Source organism: Haemophilus sp. THUN1690, assembly GCF_059704375.1.
The window spans coordinates 1,279,103-1,301,484 of the sequence record NZ_AP046582.1 but is presented as its reverse complement, the minus strand read 5'-3'; the positions used below and the strand labels follow the sequence as shown (position 1 = coordinate 1,301,484).

General features: G+C 44.6%; 17 protein-coding genes and 1 CRISPR repeat array. Of the genes, 14 read left to right on the top strand and 3 right to left on the bottom strand.

Going from position 1 to position 22,382, the window contains the following annotated elements; translation table 11 throughout:
* The first annotated feature begins 81 nt into the window (after positions 1 to 81).
* The 9 genes from cas3 (AC6H22_RS06100) to cas2 all read left to right on the top strand — a co-directional run bounded on the left by cas3 (AC6H22_RS06100) (position 82) and on the right by cas2 (position 11,328).
* On the top strand, positions 82 to 2,016 hold the full coding sequence (cas3, locus tag AC6H22_RS06100) for a CRISPR-associated helicase Cas3' (RefSeq protein WP_239994371.1): 1,935 nt from the start codon (positions 82 to 84) through the stop codon (positions 2,014 to 2,016).
* Complete coding sequence (gene cas3 / locus AC6H22_RS06095; RefSeq protein ID WP_497515515.1) at positions 2,013 to 4,517, top strand: CRISPR-associated helicase Cas3'; 2,505 nt, start codon at positions 2,013 to 2,015, stop codon at positions 4,515 to 4,517. Before cas3 (AC6H22_RS06100) ends, cas3 (AC6H22_RS06095) begins: the two co-directional genes overlap by 4 nt.
* 23 nt (positions 4,518 to 4,540) lie before the next feature.
* Entirely contained in the window at positions 4,541 to 5,185 is a 645-nt protein-coding gene (gene cas5c, locus AC6H22_RS06090) for a type I-C CRISPR-associated protein Cas5c (RefSeq protein ID WP_315094314.1), read from the top strand.
* The gene (gene cas8c / locus AC6H22_RS06085) at positions 5,182 to 6,939 is read left to right on the top strand and encodes a type I-C CRISPR-associated protein Cas8c/Csd1 (protein WP_315094316.1); all 1,758 of its coding nucleotides are present in this window, start codon (positions 5,182 to 5,184) and stop codon (positions 6,937 to 6,939) included. Before cas5c ends, cas8c begins: the two co-directional genes overlap by 4 nt.
* Before the next feature lie 12 nt (positions 6,940 to 6,951).
* Positions 6,952 to 7,833, top strand: coding sequence for a type I-C CRISPR-associated protein Cas7/Csd2 (cas7c, locus tag AC6H22_RS06080; RefSeq protein WP_315094318.1), 882 nt, complete (start codon positions 6,952 to 6,954; stop codon positions 7,831 to 7,833).
* Positions 7,834 to 7,835: 2 nt separating this feature from the next.
* Entirely contained in the window at positions 7,836 to 8,492 is a 657-nt protein-coding gene (gene cas4, locus AC6H22_RS06075) for a CRISPR-associated protein Cas4 (protein ID WP_497515514.1), read from the top strand.
* 34 nt (positions 8,493 to 8,526) lie between these two features.
* Complete coding sequence (locus tag AC6H22_RS06070) at positions 8,527 to 9,915, top strand: ATP-dependent nuclease (RefSeq protein ID WP_118817182.1); 1,389 nt, start codon at positions 8,527 to 8,529, stop codon at positions 9,913 to 9,915.
* A gap of 102 nt (positions 9,916 to 10,017) precedes the next feature.
* Entirely contained in the window at positions 10,018 to 11,031 is a 1,014-nt protein-coding gene (gene cas1c, locus AC6H22_RS06065) for a type I-C CRISPR-associated endonuclease Cas1c (protein WP_118817181.1), read from the top strand.
* 3 nt (positions 11,032 to 11,034) lie between these two features.
* Complete coding sequence (gene cas2, locus AC6H22_RS06060) at positions 11,035 to 11,328, top strand: CRISPR-associated endonuclease Cas2 (protein WP_118817180.1); 294 nt, start codon at positions 11,035 to 11,037, stop codon at positions 11,326 to 11,328.
* 191 nt (positions 11,329 to 11,519) lie between these two features.
* A CRISPR array of direct repeats spans positions 11,520 to 13,935; the repeat unit is 32 nt; unit sequence GCAGCCGCCTTCGTGCGGCTGTGTGTTGAAAC.
* Positions 13,936 to 14,106: 171 nt separating this feature from the next.
* On the opposite strand, the gene ligA is transcribed toward cas2, so the two are convergent.
* The gene (ligA, locus tag AC6H22_RS06055) at positions 14,107 to 16,125 is read right to left on the bottom strand and encodes an NAD-dependent DNA ligase LigA (protein ID WP_118817179.1); all 2,019 of its coding nucleotides are present in this window, start codon (positions 16,123 to 16,125) and stop codon (positions 14,107 to 14,109) included.
* 110 nt (positions 16,126 to 16,235) lie between these two features.
* Positions 16,236 to 17,222, bottom strand: a complete 987-nt coding sequence (gene zipA / locus AC6H22_RS06050) for a cell division protein ZipA (RefSeq protein WP_118817178.1) — start codon at positions 17,220 to 17,222, stop codon at positions 16,236 to 16,238.
* A 152-nt stretch (positions 17,223 to 17,374) separates the two neighbouring features.
* On the opposite strand from zipA, the gene cysZ reads away from it, so the two are divergent.
* Entirely contained in the window at positions 17,375 to 18,193 is an 819-nt protein-coding gene (cysZ, locus tag AC6H22_RS06045; RefSeq protein ID WP_118817177.1) for a sulfate transporter CysZ, read from the top strand.
* Between the two features lie 99 nt (positions 18,194 to 18,292).
* Positions 18,293 to 19,243 carry a cysteine synthase A gene (gene cysK, locus AC6H22_RS06040; RefSeq protein ID WP_118817176.1) on the top strand — a complete coding sequence of 317 codons (951 nt, stop codon included), beginning with the start codon at positions 18,293 to 18,295 and terminating at the stop codon, positions 19,241 to 19,243.
* 100 nt (positions 19,244 to 19,343) lie between these two features.
* Here the strand turns inward: cysK and sodA are convergent, their stop codons facing one another.
* Entirely contained in the window at positions 19,344 to 19,991 is a 648-nt protein-coding gene (gene sodA / locus AC6H22_RS06035; protein ID WP_118817175.1) for a superoxide dismutase [Mn], read from the bottom strand.
* Positions 19,992 to 20,255: 264 nt separating this feature from the next.
* On the opposite strand from sodA, the gene ccmA reads away from it, so the two are divergent.
* Genes ccmA through AC6H22_RS06020 form a run of 3 tightly spaced genes read left to right on the top strand, consistent with a single transcriptional unit; the run spans position 20,256 to position 22,363 of the window.
* Positions 20,256 to 20,894: a cytochrome c biogenesis heme-transporting ATPase CcmA gene (gene ccmA / locus AC6H22_RS06030; protein ID WP_005637212.1), complete on the top strand. Its 639-nt coding sequence runs from the start codon at positions 20,256 to 20,258 to the stop codon at positions 20,892 to 20,894.
* 4 nt (positions 20,895 to 20,898) lie between these two features.
* A complete protein-coding gene (ccmB, locus tag AC6H22_RS06025; RefSeq protein ID WP_118800717.1) occupies positions 20,899 to 21,564 on the top strand; it encodes a heme exporter protein CcmB in 666 nt (221 codons plus the stop codon).
* 58 nt (positions 21,565 to 21,622) lie between these two features.
* Positions 21,623 to 22,363 (top strand): heme ABC transporter permease, encoded by a 741-nt coding sequence (locus tag AC6H22_RS06020; protein ID WP_497515512.1) that lies wholly within the window; start codon positions 21,623 to 21,625, stop codon positions 22,361 to 22,363.
* Positions 22,364 to 22,382 lie beyond the last annotated feature (19 nt).

Sequence of the window (22,382 nt, the reverse complement as noted above, 5' to 3'; positions counted from 1 at the left end):
CAATGTAAACATGGTTGAATTAAAAGAGGATTAGGAGTAGATTAGGCCAAATAATAATCATAAATATAAGGGATTATTTTTATGTTTACTAAGCCTCTCTACTACGCCCATTCCGCGCAAGACGAACTCGGCAATCTCTTACCTTACGAACATTGGCAAACCTTACAAAGCCATTCAGTCAATGTGGGCGAAATGGCGGCGGAGTTTGCTCGGGTATTCGGTGCGCAGGAAATTGCCTGCCAGACGGGACGGCTTCATGACTTAGGGAAATATTCAGAAGCCTTTAATCACCGATTGCATGGTGGCTCATCAGTCGATCATGCCACTGCCGGAGCCAAAATTGCCATCGAGCGTTGGGGAAATGTTATCGGCAAGCTGATGGCGTTTTGCATTGCGGGGCATCATGCCGGGCTGGCAAATGGAAATGGCGAAGGCGATAACCGCCGCACGTTAAAACATCGTTTGGCGTTGCAGTTCGGTGCAGATATTCCCACCCTCGATAACCTATGGCAACAAGAAATCAAGCTCCCTCAAAACCTGTCCGCACCGCCACTCAAAGCCGACGCGCATCATCCTTTTTTCTCCTACGCCTTTTTCACCCGAATGCTCTATTCCTGCTTGGTGGATGCTGATTATCTTGACACCGAAGCCTTTTATTCAAACCTAGAAAACAAAGCCGTCGAGCGCGGCGGTTATCCCGATTTAAACGCCTTACAACACAATTTCAATCAATTTATCAACAATTTCAGACGACGTATCGCCCAAGCCCCAGAGCAAACCAAAGCCGAAAAACGCAATGCCGCCTTAAACCGCCTGCGTAGCGAAATTCTCGATCATGCTGTAGAACAAACGGTACAACCGCAAGGGCTGTTCACGCTCACCGTGCCGACCGGCGGAGGTAAAACCTTCACTTCCATGGCGTTCGCGCTGGAACACGCCAAACAGCATGGCATGCGGCGCGTAATTTACGTCATTCCGTTCACCAGCATCATCGAGCAAAACGCCGCTGAGTTTCGCAAAGCCTTTGGCGAATTGGGTGAACAAGCCGTGTTGGAACACCACAGCACCTTCGACGACGGCAAACTGCAAAATGAGGCCACCAAAGACAAATTGCGCCTCGCCTCGGAAAACTGGGACGCGCCGATTGTCGTGACTACCGCCGTGCAATTCTTCGAATCCCTCTTTGCCGACCGCTCCTCGCGCTGCCGCAAGCTGCACAACATCGCAGGCTCCGTCATCATCCTCGACGAAGCGCAAATGCTGCCGCTCAATCTGTTGCTGCCTATCATGCAAGCCATCAAAGAATTGGCGCAAAACTACCGCTGCAGCGTCGTCATGTGCACCGCCACCCAGCCAGCTGTGCAAGCCGAAAACGGCTTCTATCGCGGCTTTGAAAACGTGCGCGAAATCGCCCCAAAACCGACCGCACTTTTCGACAAACTGCGCCGCACCACCGTGCAACACATCGGCACACAAACCGACGCCGACCTGCTCGCCAAACTTGCCGAACACCCGCAAATGCTCGTCATCGTCAACAACCGCCGCCACGCCCGCAGCCTGTACGACCAAGCCAAACACCTTGAAGGCACATTCCATCTGACCACCTTAATGTGTGCCAAACACCGCAGCCAAAAACTTGATGAGATCCGAGGTCGTCTGAAAAACGGCGAACCCTGCCGCGTCATCGCCACCTCCTTAATTGAAGCCGGCGTTGATGTGGATTTTCTGCTGGTGATGCGCGCCGAAGCAGGCTTAGACAGTGTTGCGCAAGCCGCCGGACGCTGCAACCGCGAAGGCAAAAGGCTACCTGAAAACAGCTTTGTATGGATATTCGCGCCCGAAGAACAATGGAAAGCCCCGTCTGAACTTGCCACCCAAGCCGCCGTTATGCGCCTGACCACCGATGAGTTTTCAGACGACCTCATTCCACAGATTTTCGATTTCTCAACACCTCAAGCTATTTATATGGCTTGTTCGTTAAATTTTGCACGTTTCAAATTTGGAGAATCGATGTGAATTTCGACTATATAGCCCACGCTCGCCAAGACTCATCAGAAAATTGGCATTCTCATTTACTACAAAATCACCTGAAAAAAGTCGCTCAACTCGCCAAGCGTTTTGCAGGGCGTTATGGGGCGTTGTTTGCCGAATATGCGGGGCTTTTACACGATTTGGGGAAATTTCAGGAAGCTTTTCAGAAATATATCCGTAATGCATCCGGCTTTGAAAAAGAGAATGCCCATTTGGAAGATGTTGAATCTACCAAGTTGCGCAAAATTCCGCATTCCACTGCTGGTGCCAAATATGCAGTAGAGCACCTTAATCCATTTTTTGGGCATTTGTTGGTGTATTTGATTGCTGGGCATCATGCAGGGCTGGCAGATTGGTATGATAAAGGCAGTTTAAAAAGCCGTCTGCAACAGGCGGATGACGAGTTGGCTGCGTCTTTGTCGGGTTTGGTGGAAAGTGGTTTATCTGAAGATTTTTTCCCGGTATCAGATAATGATCTGAAGCAGGATTTTTTTGCATTTTGGAAAGATGGGGCAAAACTGGAAGAGTTGCATATTTGGCTGCGTTTTCTCTTTTCCTGCTTGGTGGACGCCGATTTTTTGGATACCGAAGCCTTTATGAACGGCTATGCCGATGCAGATGCCGCGCAGGCTGCCGGATTGCGCCCGAAATTTCCCGGTTTGGATGAGTTGCACCAACGATATGAGCAATATATGGCGCAACTTCATGAGAAATCAGATAAAGATTCATTCTTAAATCAAGAACGCCATGCCATTTTGCAGCAATCTTTTTCTGCCGCAGAAACCGACCGCACTTTGTTTTCTTTAACCGTGCCGACCGGTGGCGGTAAAACTTTGGCGAGCTTAGGGTTTGCTTTGAAGCACGCGCTGAAATTCGACAAAAAGCGCATTATTTATGCCATTCCCTTCACCAGTATTATCGAGCAGAACGCCGATGTTTTCCGGAAAGCATTAGGCGATGATGTGGTTTTGGAACACCACAGCAATTTAGACGTGAAAGAAGATAAGGAAACTGCGAAAACTCGTCTTGCTACGGAAAATTGGGATGCGCCGCTGATTGTTACCACCAACGTGCAACTGTTTGAAAGCCTGTTTGCGGCAAAAACCAGCCGCTGCCGCAAGATTCACAATATTGCCGACAGCGTGGTGATTTTGGATGAAGCCCAGCAGCTTCCGCGCGATTTCCAAAAGCCGATTACCGACATGATGCGGGTGTTGGCGCGGGATTACGGCGTTACCTTTGTGCTGTGCACGGCAACTCAGCCTGAACTTGGTAAAAATATCGACGCATTCGGCCGCACCATTTTGGAAGGACTGCCGGATGTGCGCGAAATTGTGGCAGACAAAATTGCCTTATCGGAAAAACTGCGCCGTGTCCGCATCAAAATGCCGCTGCCAAACGGCGAAATGCAAAGCTGGCAGGAAATTGCCGATGAAATTGCTGTGCGTCCGTGTGTTTTGGCGGTAGTCAATACGAGAAAGCACGCCCGCAAACTCTTTGCTGCCCTGCCTTCTGATGGTATCAAACTGCATTTATCTGCCAATATGTGCGCCACACACCGAAGCGAAGTGATTGCGCTGGTTCGCCGATATTTGGCACTGTATCGAGCAGGCAGCCTGCACAAGCCTTTATGGCTGGTTAGTACGCAGTTGATTGAAGCAGGTGTGGATTTGGATTTTCCTTGTGTTTATCGAGCGATGACAGGGCTGGACAGCATTGCCCAAGCGGCCGGGCGGTGTAACCGTGAAGGCAAACTGCCGCAGTTGGGGGAAGTGGTCGTGTTTCGTGCCGAAGAAGGTGCGCCTAACGGCAGCCTGAAACAGGGGCAGGATATTACCGAAGAGATGTTGAAAGCTGGACTGTTCGACGACCCGCTTTCCCCGTTGGCATTTGCCGAATATTTCCGCCGGTTCAACGGTAAAGGCAATGTGGATAAACACGACATTACAAGACTCTTGACGGCAGAATCATCCAATGAAAATCCGCTGGCAATTAAATTCCGCACCGCTGCCGAACGCTTCCGCCTGATTGATAACCAAGGTGTAGCAATCGTTGTGCCGTTTATCCCGTTGGCTCATTGGGAAAAAGACGGTAGTCCGCAAATCGTCAAAGCAAACGAGCTGGATGATTTTTTCAGACAACAACTGGACGATGTGGGAGTTTCAGAATGGCAGGATGTTTTGGACAAACAACGCTTTCCTCAGCCGGTCGACAATTCCTTCGGGCAAACTGACAGCCCACCGCTGCCTGAGCCGTTTGAAAGTTGGTTCAAATTTTTAGAAAGCGATCCTCTCAAACACAAATGGGTTTACCGCAAGCTGCAACGCTACACGATAACCGTGTACGAACACGAACTGAAAAAGTTGCCTGAACATGCCGTTTTCTCCAGAGCGGGATTGCTGGTGTTAGATAAGGGCTATTACAAAGCCGTGCTTGGTGCAGATTTTGACGATGTGGCTTGGCTACCTGAAAATTCGGTTTTATGAAATGAAAGCAATAAGGAGATGATATGAGTTTTATCCTAGAAATCAGCGGCGATTTGGCATGTTTCACCAGGCCCGAACTTAAGGTGGAGAGGGTAAGCTACCCTGTTATCACGCCGTCTGCCGCCAGAAACATCCTAATGGCGATATTGTGGAAGCCGGCAATCCGCTGGCGAGTCTTGAAGATAGAAATTCTAAAACCGATCCAGTGGACGAATATCCGCCGCAACGAAGTGGGAACTAAGATGAGTGAGCGTAGCGGCTCGCTCTATATTGAAGACAACCGCCAGCAGCGCGCATCCATGCTGCTGAAAGACGTTGCCTACCGCATCCACGCTGATTTTGACATGACCAGCGAAGCGGGCGAGGGCGACAACTACGTCAAATTTGCCGAAATGTTCAAGCGGCGGGCCAAGAAAGGACAATATTTCCACCAACCTTATTTAGGCTGTCGTGAGTTTCCTTGTGATTTCAGGTTGCTGGAAAAAGCCAAAGATGGATTGCCACGCGAAGATATTACCCAAGATTTCGGTTTTATGTTGTACGACATGGATTTCAGCAAATCCGACCCGCGCGATTCCAATAACGCCGAACCCATGTTTTACCAATGCAAAGCGATAAACGGCGTAATTACTGTGCCCCCAGCCAACAGCGAGGAGGTGAAACGATGATTCTGCACGCACTCACCCAATACTACCAACGCAAAGCCGAAAGCGATGGCGGTATTGCCCAGGAAGGGTTTGAAAACAAAGAAATCCCGTTCATTATCGTGATAGACAAACAGGGTAATTTTATTCAGCTAGAAGATACTCGTGAGCTGAAAGGCAAGAAAAAAGTTGGCCGCACTTTTTTGGTGCCGAAAGGTTTGGGCAGGAGCGGTTCAAAATCCTACGAGGTAAGTAATTTATTGTGGGATCACTACGGTTATGTGCTTGCCTATGCTGGAGAAAAAGGGCAAGAGCAGGCGGATAAACAGCATGTCAGCTTTACTGCCAATGTAAACGAATTGAAACAGGCATTGCCAGATGATGCAGGTGTTGCCGCCGTTGCCGCCTTTCTGGCTTCTGCGGAAGAAAAAAGCAAAGTCATGCAGGCCGCAAATTGGGCGGAATGTGCCAAAGTTAAAGGCTGTAATCTCAGCTTCCGCTTAGTGGACGAGGCGGTAGATTTGGTTTGTCAGTCAAAGGCTGTGCAGGAATATGTAAGTCAAGCTAATCAGGTGAAGTCGGACAACGTCCAAAAGGGTATTTGCTTAGTAACGGGCAAACCTGCGCCGATTGCTCGGCTGCATAACGCTATCAAGGGCGTGAACGCCAAACCTGCCCCGTTCACATCGGTAAATCTGTCGGCTTTTGAATCATACGGCAAAGAGCAGGGCTTTATCTTTCCTGTGGGCGAACAAGCCATGTTCGAATACACCACCGCCTTAAACACTCTGCTTGCCGGTGAAAATCGCTTCCGTATCGGCGATGTAACAGCCATCTGTTGGAGTGCGAAACCAACCCCGTTGGAAGAGCATCTTGCTTCGCTGATTAACGGCGGCGGCAAAGACAATCCCGATGCCTATATTGATGCGGTCAAATCACTTTATAAAAGCTTGTACAACGGGAAATACACAGAACCCGACGGCAAAGAAAAATTCTACCTTTTAGGTTTATCACCCAATTCCGCGCGCATTGTCGTCCGCTTTTGGTATGAAACCACTGTTGCCGCCTTATCCGAAAGTATTGCAGCGTGGTATGACGATTTGCAGATGGTGCGTGGCGAAAACTCACCATACCCTGAATATATGCCGTTACCGCGCCTGCTGGGCAATTTGGTGTTGGACGGCAAAATGGAAAACCTGCCATCTGACCTGATTGCCCAAGTAACAGATGCCGCACTCAACAACCGCGTTTTACCCGTCAGCCTGTTGCAGGCTGCTTTGCGGCGCAACAAGGCGGAACAGAAAATTACCTATGGCAGAGCAAGTCTGCTTAAAGCCTATATCAATCGCGCAATCCGCGCGGGTCGTCTGAAAAACATGAAGGAGCTAACTATGAGCTTAGATAGAAACCGTCAAGACATCGGCTATGTGCTGGGGCGGCTGTTTGCCGTACTGGAAAAAACACAGGCCGAAGCCAATCCCGGCTTGAACGCCACCATTGCCGACCGCTATTTCGGTTCGGCAAGCAGCACGCCGATTGCCGTATTCGGCACATTGATGCGCCTGCTGCCGCACCATTTGAACAAGCTGGAATTTGAAGGACGTGCCGTACAACTGCAATGGGAAATCTGCCAGATTTTGGAACATTGTCAGAGATTTCCCAACCATTTGAATTTGGAACAGCAAGGCCTATTTGCCATCGGTTATTACCACGAAACCCAATTCCTGTTTACCAAAGACGCATTGAAAAACCTGTTTAACGAAGAGAAAACCGCATAAGGAGCAAATGCTATGACTATTGAAAAACGCTACGACTTTGTCTTTTTATTTGATGTGCAAGACGGCAACCCTAACGGCGATCCTGATGCAGGCAACCTGCCGCGTATCGACCCGCAAACCGGCGAAGGTTTGGTAACTGATGTCTGCCTGAAACGCAAAGTCCGCAATTTTATCCAAATGACTCAAAATGACGAACATCACGATATCTTTATTCGTGAAAAAATCATTCTTAATGATTTAATTGCTGAAGCCCATCAGCAAGATGAAGTAAAAGACAAACCAAATGGGAGAGAAAAAACCGAAAGTGCGCGTCAATATATGTGCAAACGCTATTACGATATTCGTACTTTTGGTGCGGTTTTAACGACAGGTGAGAATGCGGGACAAGTTAGAGGTCCTGTGCAATTGACTTTTTCCCGCTCCATTGATCCCATAGTAACACTTGAACATACGATTACTCGTTGTGCGCCAGCCAAAGAGGTTGAAAACCCAAATCCTGAAGATAGTGAAGAAGACAAAGCAAAGAAAGAACGGGGGAGAATGGGTCGCAAATTCACCGTCCCCTACGGGCTATACCGCTGCCACGGCTTCATTTCTGCCCATTTCGCCAAACAAACAGGCTTTTCCGAAAACGATTTAGAGCTGTTTTGGCAGGCACTCGTCAATATGTTCGACCACGACCATTCCGCCGCACGCGGGCAAATGAATGCTCGCGGGCTCTATGTGTTTGAACACAGCAGTAATCTGGGTGACGCACCTGCTGATAGCCTCTTCAAACGCATTCAGGTTGGTAAAAAAGATGGAGTGGAAGTGGCAAGGAATTTTGACGACTACCTTGTCAGCGTGGACGATCAAAATCTTGGCGAAACCAAGCTGTTGCGTAAATTAGGCTAAAAATGACCGCACTTTTAACCGAAACCCAAGGGGAAAATCAGGACACGCGCCTGATTCCCCTTTCAGCCCTGCAACACTACGCCTTCTGCCCGCGCCAATGCGCCTTGATTCACAACGAGCAGGCGTGGGTGGAGAACTATTTGACCGCGCAGGGCAAGGCGCTGCATGAGCGGGTGGATTCGGGCGAACCGGAAACACGCAAGGGCGTACGCTTTGAGCGGACGGTGCATGTATCGGCGGAAAAACTTGGCATCAGCGGCGTGTTGGATTTGGTGGAAGTGGAAACAAAGACAGGTCGTCTGAAACCCGTGGAATACAAACGCGGGAAGCCAAAACCCGACCCGATGGACGAAATCCAGCTTTGTGCCCAAGGTTTGTGCTTGGAAGAAATGACGGGGCAAATCGTCTCTGAGGGCGCGCTGTGGTATATGCAAACCCGCCACCGCGTCCCCGTCGTGTTTTCAGACGACCTGCGCGCCCAAACACTCGCCACCATCGCCGCTGTCCGCGAACTCCTAAACAGCGGACAAACCCCGCCGCCCGACTACGGCAAACGCTGCAAAGCCTGCTCGCTGGTGGAGATTTGCCAGCCGGAGTTGTTGGGGAAACGGGATAGGAGTGTGAGGTATGTGGAGGGGTTGTTTGGGGAGTGCGTGTAATTTTATTTTTTATTAAATTTAAAAGGTTTTAGTTATGTACTTAAAAAATATGAAAATTCTAGGTTATAGAGGTTTTCAACAGGAGCAATTAATCAGTTTTGCTATGCCAGATCTGATTAATATTGGTAGTGGATTTACAATTATTACAGGTTCTAATAATGCAGGTAAATCATCAATTATTGAGTGTTTAAAAGCTAGAGAAGGGTTCTATGGAGCTGCACCAAGTTTTCCGAATGGTACAAGGAACTCTTTACATGAAGAAGTAAATATTCAATATAATTTTAACAATGGACATAATGAAATTTTGAAGTCTGTACGAAAAGGATCATCCGAAACAGAATTTACTAATAAAAATACAGCAGTAAAATTTTTTGTTGTGCCGTCAAGAAGAGCTTTTGAACCATATTTTAGTAAGAGCAATACAACTAGAGATAACTACATCTATTCAAATGGATTTCAAGCTAAAAGAAGTTCAATGCTGGATCAGTTCTCTAATAGGCTGTTTTTAATAGAGAAAGATAATGAAATAAAAAATGATTATGATGATATTTTAGAACAGGTCTTGGGATTTAGGCCTGAATGGGCAATTGATCAAAATGAACAATCACAATATTTTTTAAAATTTATTTCCGGTAAACATAGCCATTCAAGTAATGGTATAGGGGAAGGTATCGTTAGTATTTTTGTTATTGTTGATGCACTTTATGACTCTAAACCTGGAGATGTAATTATTATTGATGAACCAGAACTCTCTTTACATCCATCATTGCAAAAACGTCTGTGTAGATTATTTGTTAAATATTCTCAAGACAGACAAATTATTATTTCAACACACTCTCCATATTTTGCAGATATTTTTGCTTTATCGAATGGTGCTGCCTTAGTCAGGGTTATTTCTACTAAAGAAGGAACTAAGATTTTTCAATTGTCTGATGACTCAAGGAGTCTAATTGATAAATTAGCAAATGGTAATTTATATAACCCACATACTTGGGGATTAGATGCTCGTGAATTCTTTTTTCAGGAAGATGGAATCATTCTTGTTGAAGGGCAGGAAGATGTTATTTTATATCCTGAAATTGCTAAGCAATTAGGAAAAGAAATCCAAGGAAGTTTTTTTGGATGGGGTGCTGGTGGAGCTGGAAATATTCCGAATTTATGTAATATTGCAAAGGATCTTGGTTTTAAAAAGGTCGCTGTTATTTTTGATGGTGATAAACAAAAAGAATTTGCTAGTTTAAAAGAAACATTCCCTCATTATAATTTTCAAATTATCCCTGCGGATGACATTCGAACTAAAGAAGCCCGTAAGGCAGTAAATGAAAAACAGGGGATTCTAGATAAAGATAGAACTATCCAAGAAAAATATCGGGAAGACATGAACGTTATATTTGATAACTTAAATGAATATTTTAAAAAATAAATAATTTTGCTGTCTGCTCAGATTGAATATCAGACCTACTATTTTTTAGACAGTCCAACTATTACCCTTACCAAGTGCGATCAAAATCCCAGGAGTTTCCCCATGCGCAAACTGCAAAACACGCTCTACATCACCACCCAAGGCAGCTATCTGCATAAGGAGCGGGAGACTCTTGTGGTGGAGCAGGAGCGCAAGAAGGTGGCGCAGTTGCCAGTGCATTCTATCGGGCATATTTTCTGTTTTGGCAATGTGCTGGTGTCGCCGTTTTTGCTGGGGTTTTGCGGTGAAAATAATGTGAATTTGGCGTTTTTTACCGAAAACGGACGTTTCTTGGGGCGGCTTCAGGGGCGGCAGAGCGGCAATGTGCTGTTGCGGCGGACGCAGTATCGGGTGTCGGAGCAAAATCCTGTGCCGATTGCGCGCAATATCATTGCGGCGAAGATTCAGGCGAGTAAGCGGGTGCTTCAGCGCCAGATTCGCAATTACGGCGAGAATGCGGCGATTCAAGATACGGTCGATTCTTTAAACATTTCGCTGCGGCAGTTGAAGGGCGTGGCGGAGCTGGACGTGGTGCGCGGTATTGAGGGCGATGCGGCGGCGCGTTATTTCGGCGTGTTCGGGCAGCTTTTAAGCGAAAAAAGCGGCTTTACTTTTGACGGGCGCAATCGCCGTCCGCCCAGAGACGGGGTGAATGCGCTGTTGTCGTTTGTGTACAGCATTTTGGGCAAGGACATCAGCGGCGCGCTGCAAGGCGTGGGGCTTGATCCGCAGGTAGGTTTTCTGCACGCCGACCGACCGGGGCGCGACAGTTTGGCGCAGGATATTTTGGAAGAATTCCGAGCGTGGTGGGCGGACAGGTTGGTGTTGTCGCTGATTAACCGCGGGCAAATCAAACCGCAGGATTTTGTTACCGAGACAAGCGGCGCGGTAAGTTTGAAAGCAGAGGCACGTAAGCTGTTATTCCAAGCTTTGCAGGCAAAAAAGCAGGAAAAGATTGTTCATCCGTTTTTGGGTGAGGAAGTAGAAATTGGGCTGCTGCCGTATATTCAGGCAATGCTGCTGGCTCGGCACTTACGCGGGGATTTGGCAGAATATCCGCCGTTTTTGATGAGATAAACTATGTTAATGCTGATTACTTACGACATTTCTTTTGACGATCCAAACGGGCAGGCGCGATTGCGCCGTATCGCAAAACATTGCTTAGATTACGGCGTTCGGGCGCAATATTCGGTCTTTGAATGCGATGTCACGCCTGACCAGTGGGTTATGTTGAAAAACAAACTATTGGAAACCTACGATCCCACATGTGACAGCCTGCGTTTTTACCATTTGGGCAGTAAGTGGCATAATAAAGTGGAGCATCATGGGGCAAAACCGGCAGTGGATATATTTAAAGACGTACTTATCATTTAGTTCGCTAACCTATTGTTCTCATTAAAATCCTGATAGGATAGCGATCTTCGTTTTCTTTAACAATTTGGATGACTTAATCTATTTGTATAACGGCAATACAGCCGTTATACTGACTAAACTCCTTATCATAAAATCAGTTAGCGAAATACAGTGTTTAATACGCTGATTTTTCTTGCTTTTTTAGGTAGGGAGCAGCCGCCTTCGTGCGGCTGTGTGTTGAAACATGTTCAGCAGTGAGTAATTTATAAGTTAATTGCGCAGCCGCCTTCGTGCGGCTGTGTGTTGAAACATCTAAACAAATTAAATCTCCGTTTTTTGAAATTGCAGCCGCCTTCGTGCGGCTGTGTGTTGAAACATAAGAAAGGGGGAAGAAAATGGGTGCCATTTTAGCAGCCGCCTTCGTGCGGCTGTGTGTTGAAACTAAAAGCTTTGTTGAATGGCGAGCGATTGACTCAGCAGCCGCCTTCGTGCGGCTGTGTGTTGAAACTTCGAGTTCGTCTCTTTCGTAAATCACAACCACCGCAGCCGCCTTCGTGCGGCTGTGTGTTGAAACTGTCCATTCGGACACTTGGTAAGATACCGATCGCGCAGCCGCCTTCGTGCGGCTGTGTGTTGAAACAATAAAATTTTCCCTCATGCAGTTAAGGGCGTTTGCAGCCGCCTTCGTGCGGCTGTGTGTTGAAACCAACTTGGCGCACTTTACGGAAACATTCGCAAACGCAGCCGCCTTCGTGCGGCTGTGTGTTGAAACCTAATCACCAGGATAAAAACGCCATAAGAACAAAGCAGCCGCCTTCGTGCGGCTGTGTGTTGAAACAAGAATTTCGGAAAATTTGACCGATCCAGATTGGCAGCCGCCTTCGTGCGGCTGTGTGTTGAAACCAAGAAATGAAGAATATTCACTATGCCCAAAAAGCAGCCGCCTTCGTGCGGCTGTGTGTTGAAACACTGAATAATTATGCAAATAAAAAGCTTTATGTATGCAGCCGCCTTCGTGCGGCTGTGTGTTGAAACTTTCCCGATACTGCCGACACGGATTTTCTTGAAAGCAGCCGCCTTCGTGCGGCTGTGTGTTGAAACCTTAACACGCCAGAGGGTGCGGATTGGGATAGAGGCAGCCGCCTTCGTGCGGCTGTGTGTTGAAACTGCAAAAACTTATTTAAACTTGTCATCTATAAACGCAGCCGCCTTCGTGCGGCTGTGTGTTGAAACCGATACTTTCATTCGGCGAGGCGGTTTAAGTAGATGCAGCCGCCTTCGTGCGGCTGTGTGTTGAAACGCCAGTTTCAGACGCGAAAATAACAGTTGGGGCAAGCAGCCGCCTTCGTGCGGCTGTGTGTTGAAACTTGACAAAATTGGCAAAATTAAGATCTAATGATGGCAGCCGCCTTCGTGCGGCTGTGTGTTGAAACCGTAACGTATCCACAAATGGCACTGGGTTTACGCGCAGCCGCCTTCGTGCGGCTGTGTGTTGAAACTGCAGCAGAATATCACTTACTCCGTACTCTGTATGCAGCCGCCTTCGTGCGGCTGTGTGTTGAAACGATTCCTTCGCTATTTTCAAAGATCGCCTTGTGGAGGCAGCCGCCTTCGTGCGGCTGTGTGTTGAAACTTTAGACACGCTTTTTCACGGAAAATCTCACTCAAGCAGCCGCCTTCGTGCGGCTGTGTGTTGAAACAATTTATCACCGCTCACCATTTTTTTTAATCTGAGCAGCCGCCTTCGTGCGGCTGTGTGTTGAAACATTTAAAAGATTTTCGCAGTATTCGACTTTTTCGGCAGCCGCCTTCGTGCGGCTGTGTGTTGAAACTTTCAATCCTTGGTGCGCCATCAATTACAATGAAAGCAGCCGCCTTCGTGCGGCTGTGTGTTGAAACTTCTCCATTGGCTTGCGCCCACCAGCCTACACTAGCAGCCGCCTTCGTGCGGCTGTGTGTTGAAACTGATTGAAAAAGAATAAGAAAATTAAACAAAAGGGCAGCCGCCTTCGTGCGGCTGTGTGTTGAAACGGTAAATTGTGGGCAATTTATCAATAAAATCAAACGCAGCCGCCTTCGTGCGGCTGTGTGTTGAAACCATTTTTAGATCCTCGTGTTATTTGTTGTTTAGGCAGCCGCCTTCGCGCGGCTGTGTGTTGAAACTTCCGAATTGCATCAGCAGAAGCCCATGGTTTTGCAGCCGCCTTCGCGCGGCTGTGTGTTGAAACTTTTAGATTGATTGTTCACGGCTTTTTGTAATCCGCAGCCACCTTCGGGTGGCTGTGTGTTGAAACAAAGCGTGATCAACTTCAACAAAGAATATGAAAAACGCAGCCACCTTCGGGTGGCTGTGTGTTGAAACCCATTTTTCCGACCCGATCAAAACAAGGGGTCAAAGCAGCCACCTTCGGGTGGCTGTGTGTTGAAACAAACGCATAATCACGTCAGAAATCGCCATTTTTTGCAGCCACCTTCGGGTGGCTGTGTGTTGAAACCACAGGGGCGCCACGTTTTTAAAAGTTTGTGTAAAGCAGCCGCCTCTGCGCGGCTGTGTGTTGAAACACCAAAGGCCAATATTCTCACTGCGAGATTGCCAGCAGCCACCTCTGCGCGGCTGCGTGTTGAAACTGTAATCACAATCAAATTACCGTTATTAATACGGGCAGCTGCGTATTTAAGGAAGGATGAAAGAAGACAAAACGACTATGTCAGTAAATGGATAACTTAACATTTAAATACAAAAGAGCGGTCAAAATATAATGATTTTTGGCCGCTCTTGTTTATATGATTTTAATTCAACTAATTTAAAAGATTAACATGCTCTAAAAATTCTTCTTCTGTTAATACTGTAATATTTAGTTCCTGTGCTTTGGTGAGTTTAGAGCCAGCAGCGTCGCCTGCGATGACAAAGTCCGTTTTACTGGACACAGAACCACTTACTTTTGCGCCTAGCTGTTGTAGTAATGCTTTTGCTTCGTTGCGGCCCATTTGAGTGAGGGTGCCGGTGAGAACGACGGTTTTATCTTTGAATAAGTTTTCACTGGCTTCTTTTACTTCCACAGTTTCCCAATGTACACCTTGTGCGATTAAATCCTCAACAACGGCAACATTATGCGCTTCACGCCAGAATACAAAAATTCTGTTTGCTACAACTTCACCTACATCAGGTACTTGTTGAAGTTGCTCAAGATCAGCGGCTTTAAGCGCATCTAAGGTTTTGAAGTGATTAGCAAGATTCAATGCAGTGGCTTCTCCTACTTCACGTATGCCTAAAGCAAAAATAAAGCGAGCAAGGGTCGTGCTTTTGGCTTTCTCAAGACTATTGAGAGCATTTTCTGCAGATTTGGCGCCCATTCTTTCTAAGCGTGTGAGCGTAGTTAAATCAAGTTTAAATAAGTCCGCTGGTGTATGAATCAGTTCTCGATCGACTAATTGTTCTATTAATTTTCCGCCTACACCATCAATGTCCATTGCTTTACGAGAGACGAAATGTTTTAACGCCTCTTTGCGTTGTGCGGCACAGAATAATCCTCCCGTACAGCGAGCCACCGCTTCGCCTTCAATACGAATAATTTGAGAGTCGCACACAGGGCAATTTGTTGGGAAAATAATTGGTTTAGCATTATCAGGGCGACGTTCATGTAATACGCCGATAATTTGTGGAATCACATCGCCTGCTCGGCGAATGACAACTGTATCGCCAATAGCAATGTTTAAGCGTTCAATTTCATCACCATTGTGTAAGGTGGCATTGCTTACTGTAACACCTGCAACAAATACTGGTTCTAATTTAGCGACTGGTGTAATTGCCCCCGTTCTACCTACTTGGAATTCAACATCATTCAAGACAGTTAATTCTTCTTGGGCTGGGAACTTATAAGCAATTGCCCAACGAGGTGCTTTGGAAATAAATCCTAGTTCATTTTGTAAGGCTATATCATTGATTTTTAATACTGTCCCATCAATGTCATAACCCAGAGAGCTTCGTTTATTTTGAATATCTCGGTAAAAATCTAAAACTTCATTCGTACCATTACATAAACGAATTTCTGGATTCACTGGAATACCGATAGATTTTAGCCATTGCAAACGAGCATAATGAGTGCTTGGTAGTTCAACGCCTTCAGCAATCCCAATGCCATAAGCATTTAATACCAATGGGCGTTTACTTGTAATATTAGGATCAAGTTGACGCAAAGAGCCTGCTGCCGCATTACGAGGGTTAGCAAAAGTTTTTTCACCATGTTCTAGTGCATATTCATTTAAACGCTCAAATCCTGCGTGTGGCATAAAAACTTCGCCCCGCACTTCTAAACGAGCGGGTGGATTGTCTGTTAGAAGTTGTAATGGAATATTACGAATAGTGCGGATATTGGCTGTAATATCTTCGCCTGTGGTGCCATCACCACGAGTGGCTGCTTGGGTAAGAATTCCATTTACATACAAAATACTCACTGCTAAACCATCAAGTTTAGGTTCACAACAGAAGGTAAGCGGTTTAGGTAATACGATTAAACGATCTTCAATGCGTTTTACAAAGGCATAGAATTCTTCATCAGAAAAAGCGTTATCTAAAGAGAGCATGGGAATTTCATGACGAATTTGGCTAAACCCAGAAAGTGGTTTTGCACCAACACGTTGAGTTGGGGAGTCTGAAGTAAGAAATTCAGGATGTGCTAGCTCTAATGCTTTTAGCTGATGAAAGAGGCGATCATATTCGCTATCAGGCACGGTTGGATTATCTAGAACGTGATATTCATATTCATATTGGCGCAAGGTTTTGCGTAGATTGTCTATTTGAGTTTGAATATTTGTCATAAAATTCTCGGGGAAAAATGACCGCACTTTTTGTGTGTTTAGAGTGAAAATAGACAGGCATAAAGCCTGTCTCAATAAAGATAAAAGTGCGGTAAATTTAAGGTATGAATTTACACGCGAGCAAGATATGTTTGCTCTGCATTTTCATCAAAGATTTCTTGTTCTTCAGTAAGCACAATGCCTTGTAAATCTTCGGCTAATGTATGTGCAGCGCGGATCATCATGCGTAAATTAGCGAGATTATTACCTGGTGATGGTAGTTGCATAAAGAATACAATTCCCATTGTTCTGAAATCTACTAAGTTGTAAGCATCAAATGTTCCAGGCTGTTCTAAATTTGCCACGCTAAAGAGAACTGGACTTGCCACACTTAAATCTAAGTGGCGGTGATACATTTCATCCTCACCCAAGATAAAACCTAAGTTTTCAAGGGCTTGTACTAATTTTGCACCGTTGAATTGCTCGCTAGATTTTGGAATAAGATAAAGTTGAATATAGCCAGTTGTTTGTTTGAGTTTAGCTGTCGTTTCTGCTTTTGATTCATTAAAAGATACGTTGTAGTCCATTTGACGTTCTTCGTGAGCTAATTCCGCAAGTTGTGCTCTTAATTCTGGTGATGATGAATTAATTCCATCGAAACTAGTATTTTTGCTTTGTTCTTCAATTTGTTCCAATGTCATATTCGCAACGCTATTTGATGTTGGCATATCATATTGTGGTTGAGTCGGCTTTAACGGCTCAGAACGATGATTTCCCATATCATAAACAGGTTGAACATTTGGAATTGAAATCTTAATGTCATCGACACTTTTTTCACTTTGTCTATAATCAACAGGTTCTTGATTTACTGCTGCATTAGGCATGACTTGATGACGAATTGGTGCATTTGCTTGCGCTGTAGTGACGTGAGACAAATTAGCATTTGTTGGTTGCGTTTCTTCTTGCGTATGGGATCTTTGCACATGAGAAGTGCGGTCAAATTTATTAGCTTTATCAAAATATTTTGATTTCTCACGACGATTTGACCATAATCCGTGCACGATTAAGGCAACAAGTGCCAAAATGCCCACAATAATCAAAATTGTATTTAAATCCATCTTTATTCCTTACGCGTGCTAGTCCAGCGAGAATGCTATTAATGGCGCTAATCCTACCATATTTCAGTAGGTGAAAAAATACTTCAATGCGTGGAATTTTAATGGAAAAGAGCGGTCTGTTTTAGGCGTATTTTTATTGAAAGGAAAGAAAAATGTTGAATCCTAATGAATTAAAATCTGGTTTCCATTATTTTGTAATGGGCTGGCATTACATCACACAAAAAGGTTTACGTCGGTTTGTTATTATTCCAATTTTGCTCAATACCGTTTTGCTCTGTGGTTTATTTTGGCTTTTTATTAGCCAAATCACCAGTGCGATTGATTGGGTGATGAATTTTATTCCAGACTGGCTGAGTTTTCTCAGTGTAATTTTGTTAACCCTGTCAATTTTAACGATTTTATTGCTCTTTTATTTTACCTTCACTACACTTTCTGGCTTTATTGCCGCCCCATTTAATGGCTTGCTAGCGGAAAAAGTAGAAAAAATGCTGACAGGTGAAAATATTAATGATGATAGTCTCGAGGATGTAATGAGGGATGTGCCTCGTATGCTTGGTCGAGAGTGGCAAAAATTACGTTACAGCCTGCCTAAAATTATCGCCTTGTTTTTACTAAGTTTTATTCCTTTGGTTGGGCAAACCATCGTGCCTGTACTTACTTTCTTGTTCACTTGTTGGATGATGGCAATTCAATACTGTGATTATCCTTTTGATAATCACAAGGTCTCTTTTGATATCATGAAAAATGCGCTTGGCAATCAACGTACTCAAAGTTTAACGTTTGGTGGATTAGTAACTTGTTGCACATTTGTGCCTGTGATTAATTTATTAATTATGCCTGTTGCAGTATGTGGTGCGACGGTGATGTGGGTGGAAAATTATCGTAATGGCTTACGTTTTAATATGAATAACCATTCTTCATCTCAAACGGGGCTTGATGTTCGTTCAGAAAATACAGGGGTTGTTAAATAGCTTGCGGTTATAAAATAGATCAAATAACTATTTTTTTAATCAAAAGTGCGGTGCTATAAATAAGCCAACATTAACGAAGTCCAACGAAAGGGAAATATTATGACAATTTATGCAGACAATTCTTATTCTATCGGAAATACGCCACTTGTGCGTTTAAAACACTTTGGCCATAACGGCAATGTGATTGTGAAAATTGAAGGTCGTAACCCAAGCTATAGCGTAAAATGCCGCATTGGAGCGAATATGGTGTGGCAAGCAGAAAAAGATGGCACGCTCACGAAAGGAAAAGAAATTGTAGATGCAACGAGCGGTAACACTGGTATTGCTTTGGCCTATGTTGCGGCAGCTAGAGGTTATAAAATCACACTCACCATGCCAGAAACAATGAGCCTAGAAAGAAAACGTTTATTGCGCGGATTGGGTGTTAATTTAGTGCTTACCGAAGGCGCAAAAGGAATGAAAGGCGCGATTGCGAAAGCGGAAGAAATTGTTGCTTCTGATCCAAGCCGCTATGTCATGCTTAAACAATTTGAAAATCCAGCCAATCCACAAATTCATCGAGAAACAACAGGCCCTGAAATTTGGAAAGATACGGATGGCAAAGTCGATGTTATTGTTGCTGGTGTAGGAACAGGCGGCACGATTACGGGTATTTCTCGCGCGATTAAATTAGATTTTGGTAAACAAATCACTTCTGTTGCGGTTGAGCCAGTGGAATCTCCCGTCATTACTCAAACTTTAGCGGGCGAAGAAGCAAAACCAGGCCCACACAAAATTCAAGGCATTGGCGCAGGTTTTATTCCTAAAAATTTAGATTTATCTATTATTGATCGCGTAGAAACTGTTGATAGCGATACCGCACTTGCCACAGCCCGTCGCCTAATGGCGGAAGAAGGCATTCTTGCAGGTATTTCATCTGGTGCAGCTGTCGCAGCCGCAGATCGTTTAGCTAAATTACCAGAATTTGCTGATAAACTCATTGTCGTTATTTTGCCTTCAGCTTCAGAGCGCTATTTAAGCACAGCATTGTTTGAAGGGATTGAGGGATAAACAAAAAAGAACAAAGTGCGGTGAATTTTCACTGCATTTTTGTATTTGGCATATCTGAAAACAAAAAAGCCTAGCGTTTGCTAGGCTTCTTCAATATTGATTATTTTGCACAGTTGCAGTGTGCTGTTTTTTGTTCAAAACGTTCTGCAACGAAATCCCAGTTTACTACGTTCCAGAATTCTTTAATGTAGTCTGGACGACGGTTTTGGAATTTTAAGTAGTAAGCGTGTTCCCAAACGTCTAAACCTAAAAGTGGGAAACCTTCACAACCTGCCACTTCTTTACCCATTAATGGGGTATCTTGGTTTGCTGTTGATACCACGGCTAATTTACCTTCAGCAGTTAATACTAACCACGCCCAACCTGAACCGAAACGAGTTGCTGATGCTTTTTCAAATTCTGCTTTAAATGCATCTACAGAACCGAAATCACGTTCGATAGCATCTTTTAATGCGCCTTGTAAGGTAGTACCTTTTTTCAAACCTTTCCAGAATAAGCTGTGGTTTGCATGACCGCCTGCGTTATTGCGTAATACGCCGCGTTTTTCTGCAGGGATTTTGTCAAGGTTAGAAACTAATTGACCTGGGCACATTTCCACTAACTCAGCAGGTAAACCTTCTAATGCTGCGTTTGCATTGTTTACATAAGCTTGGTGGTGTTTGCTGTGGTGGATTTCCATTGTTTGCGCATCGAAATGTGGTTCTAATGCATCGTAGGCGTAGCCTAATTCAGGTAGAGTGTAAGCCATAATTTATTCCTTCTATGTAATAAAGACAAATTTCGTTGAGGGTTTTGGTCTATAACCAAAAGTGAGCAAATAATAGCAAAAATTTTGATTTAGATCATTAAATGTTTTTCCTTTTACATTAATAGACGAATTTATTAAACCTTGTTTTAAATCAATAAACCTATCGATCTACACCTAAAGAGTTATCTGTTTCGGGGGCTAAAATCTCGTCAAATATTTCTCTTGTGATAGAATACCGCCACTTTTTATTTTCCCTTTGCAATTATGTTTGAACCACACAAGTTATCTCTGCAAAATTTATCCTGCCAACGTGGTGAGCGCGTACTTTTTCGTGCTTTGACTTGCGATTTTAATAGCGGTGATTTTGTGCAAATTGAAGGGCATAACGGCATAGGTAAAACCAGTTTATTACGTATTCTTGCGGGTTTAGCCCAACCTTTAGAAGGCGAAGTGCGGTGGGATTCTGAAGCAATTTCTAAACAACGTGAACAGTATCATCAGAATTTGCTTTATTTAGGTCATCTTTCGGGCGTAAAACCAGAGTTAACTGCATGGGAAAATTTGCAGTTTTATCAACGAATTAGTCAAGCTGAACAAAATACTGACATTTTGTGGGATTTGCTTGAGAAAGTGGGATTGTTAGGCCGTGAAGATTTGCCTGCCGCACAACTTTCTGCTGGGCAACAAAAGCGTATCGCGTTAGGTCGTTTATGGCTGTCTCAAGCACCCTTATGGATTTTAGATGAGCCCTTTACTGCGATTGATAAAAAAGGCGTGGAAATTCTAACCGCACTTTTTGATGAGCATGCTCAAGGAGGTGGTATCGTATTGTTAACCAGCCACCAAGAAGTGCCAAGTTCTCATCTGCAAAAATTGAATTTAGCGGCTTATAAAGCGGAATAACTTAATGATTTTTTTAGAAATAATTAAACGAGAACTTCAAATTGCGATGCGCAAAAATGCGGAAATTTTAAATCCGCTATGGTTCTTTTTGCTTGTGATTACTTTGTTTCCGCTTGTTATTGGACCGGATCCTAAATTACTTTCTCGTATCGCACCGGGTATTGCATGGGTAGCCGCATTACTTTCAGCATTGCTTTCTTTTGAACGTTTGTTTCGTGATGATTTTATTGATGGTTCTCTTGAACAATTAATGTTAACCGCACAGCCTTTGCCGATGACGGCTCTGGCTAAAGTCGTTGCACATTGGTTGCTCACCGGTTTACCGCTTATTTTGCTATCACCGATTGCTGCTTTATTGCTTTCTCTTGAGGTCAATATTTGGTGGGCATTGGTTTTGACATTGTTACTGGGCACTCCTGTATTGAGTTGTATCGGTGCAATTGGCGTGGCTTTAACGGTGGGATTGCGAAAAGGTGGTGTGTTGTTGAGTTTGCTTGTTGTTCCGTTGTTTATTCCAGTTTTAATTTTTGCATCATCAATATTAGAGGCAGCTGGATTAAATGTACCTTATGGGGGACAATTGGCGATTTTAGGTGCCATGATGGTTGGCGCATTAACGCTTTCGCCTTTTGCCATCGCTGCGGCACTACGAATTAGTTTGGATAATTAATTTCATTCTACCGTATAAAAGTGCGGTGGTTTTTCTCTTTAATTTTTAAGGATTTTTTATGTGGAAGTGGCTACATCCTTATGCAAAACCAGAAACTCAATATCGTATTTGCGGTAAATTGAGTCCGTTATTTGCATTTTTAACGCTTATTTTACTCGGTGTTGGCATTGTATGGGGGTTAGTGTTCGCACCGGCAGATTACCAACAAGGTAATAGTTTCCGAATTATGTATGTGCATGTGCCGACAGCGATTTGGTCAATGGGTGTGTACGGTTCAATGGCGATTGCTGCTGTGGTTGCCCTTGTATGGCAAATTAAGCAAGCCCACCTCGCAATGATTGGAATGGCGCCAATTGGTGCATTGTTTACTTTCTTATCGCTTGTTACAGGCGCAATTTGGGGTAAACCAATGTGGGGCACTTGGTGGGTGTGGGATGCTCGCTTAACTGCAGAATTGATTTTATTCTTTCTTTATCTTGGGATTTTAGCGCTTTATTCTGCTTTTTCAGATCGTAACGTAGGAGCAAAAGCGGCGGGGATTTTATGCATTACAACGGTCGTGATTTTACCGATAATTCATTTTTCTGTGGAATGGTGGAACACGCTACATCAAGGTGCGAGTATCACGAAACTGGAAAAACCATCCATTGCAATTCCAATGTTGGTTCCATTAATTTTGTGTATCTTCGGTTTTTTAACCTTGTATATTTGGCTTACTTTAGTGCGTTATCGCGTGGAATTATTGAAAGAAGATGCGAAACGTCCTTGGGTTAAAGCATTGGCTCAAACACTGAAATAAAGTGCGGTTAGTTTTTTAG

What these genes read in the sequence shown, in the direction of transcription:
- cas5c (WP_315094314.1), top strand. Translation starts at nt 4,541, where the DNA reads ATGAGTTTTATCCTAGAAATCAGCGGCGATTTGGCATGTTTCACCAGG.
- ccmA (WP_005637212.1), top strand. Translation starts at nt 20,256, where the DNA reads ATGTTTGAACCACACAAGTTATCTCTGCAAAATTTATCCTGCCAACGT.
- cas4 (WP_497515514.1), top strand. Translation starts at nt 7,836, where the DNA reads ATGACCGCACTTTTAACCGAAACCCAAGGGGAAAATCAGGACACGCGC.
- cas1c (WP_118817181.1), top strand. Translation starts at nt 10,018, where the DNA reads ATGCGCAAACTGCAAAACACGCTCTACATCACCACCCAAGGCAGCTAT.
- cysK (WP_118817176.1), top strand. Translation starts at nt 18,293, where the DNA reads ATGACAATTTATGCAGACAATTCTTATTCTATCGGAAATACGCCACTT.
- cas7c (WP_315094318.1), top strand. Translation starts at nt 6,952, where the DNA reads ATGACTATTGAAAAACGCTACGACTTTGTCTTTTTATTTGATGTGCAA.
- AC6H22_RS06070 (WP_118817182.1), top strand. Translation starts at nt 8,527, where the DNA reads ATGTACTTAAAAAATATGAAAATTCTAGGTTATAGAGGTTTTCAACAG.
- cas3 (WP_239994371.1), top strand. Translation starts at nt 82, where the DNA reads ATGTTTACTAAGCCTCTCTACTACGCCCATTCCGCGCAAGACGAACTC.
- sodA (WP_118817175.1), bottom strand. Translation starts at nt 19,991, where the DNA reads ATGGCTTACACTCTACCTGAATTAGGCTACGCCTACGATGCATTAGAA.
- ccmB (WP_118800717.1), top strand. Translation starts at nt 20,899, where the DNA reads ATGATTTTTTTAGAAATAATTAAACGAGAACTTCAAATTGCGATGCGC.
- ligA (WP_118817179.1), bottom strand. Translation starts at nt 16,125, where the DNA reads ATGACAAATATTCAAACTCAAATAGACAATCTACGCAAAACCTTGCGC.
- cysZ (WP_118817177.1), top strand. Translation starts at nt 17,375, where the DNA reads ATGTTGAATCCTAATGAATTAAAATCTGGTTTCCATTATTTTGTAATG.
- AC6H22_RS06020 (WP_497515512.1), top strand. Translation starts at nt 21,623, where the DNA reads ATGTGGAAGTGGCTACATCCTTATGCAAAACCAGAAACTCAATATCGT.
- cas8c (WP_315094316.1), top strand. Translation starts at nt 5,182, where the DNA reads ATGATTCTGCACGCACTCACCCAATACTACCAACGCAAAGCCGAAAGC.
- cas2 (WP_118817180.1), top strand. Translation starts at nt 11,035, where the DNA reads ATGTTAATGCTGATTACTTACGACATTTCTTTTGACGATCCAAACGGG.
- zipA (WP_118817178.1), bottom strand. Translation starts at nt 17,222, where the DNA reads ATGGATTTAAATACAATTTTGATTATTGTGGGCATTTTGGCACTTGTT.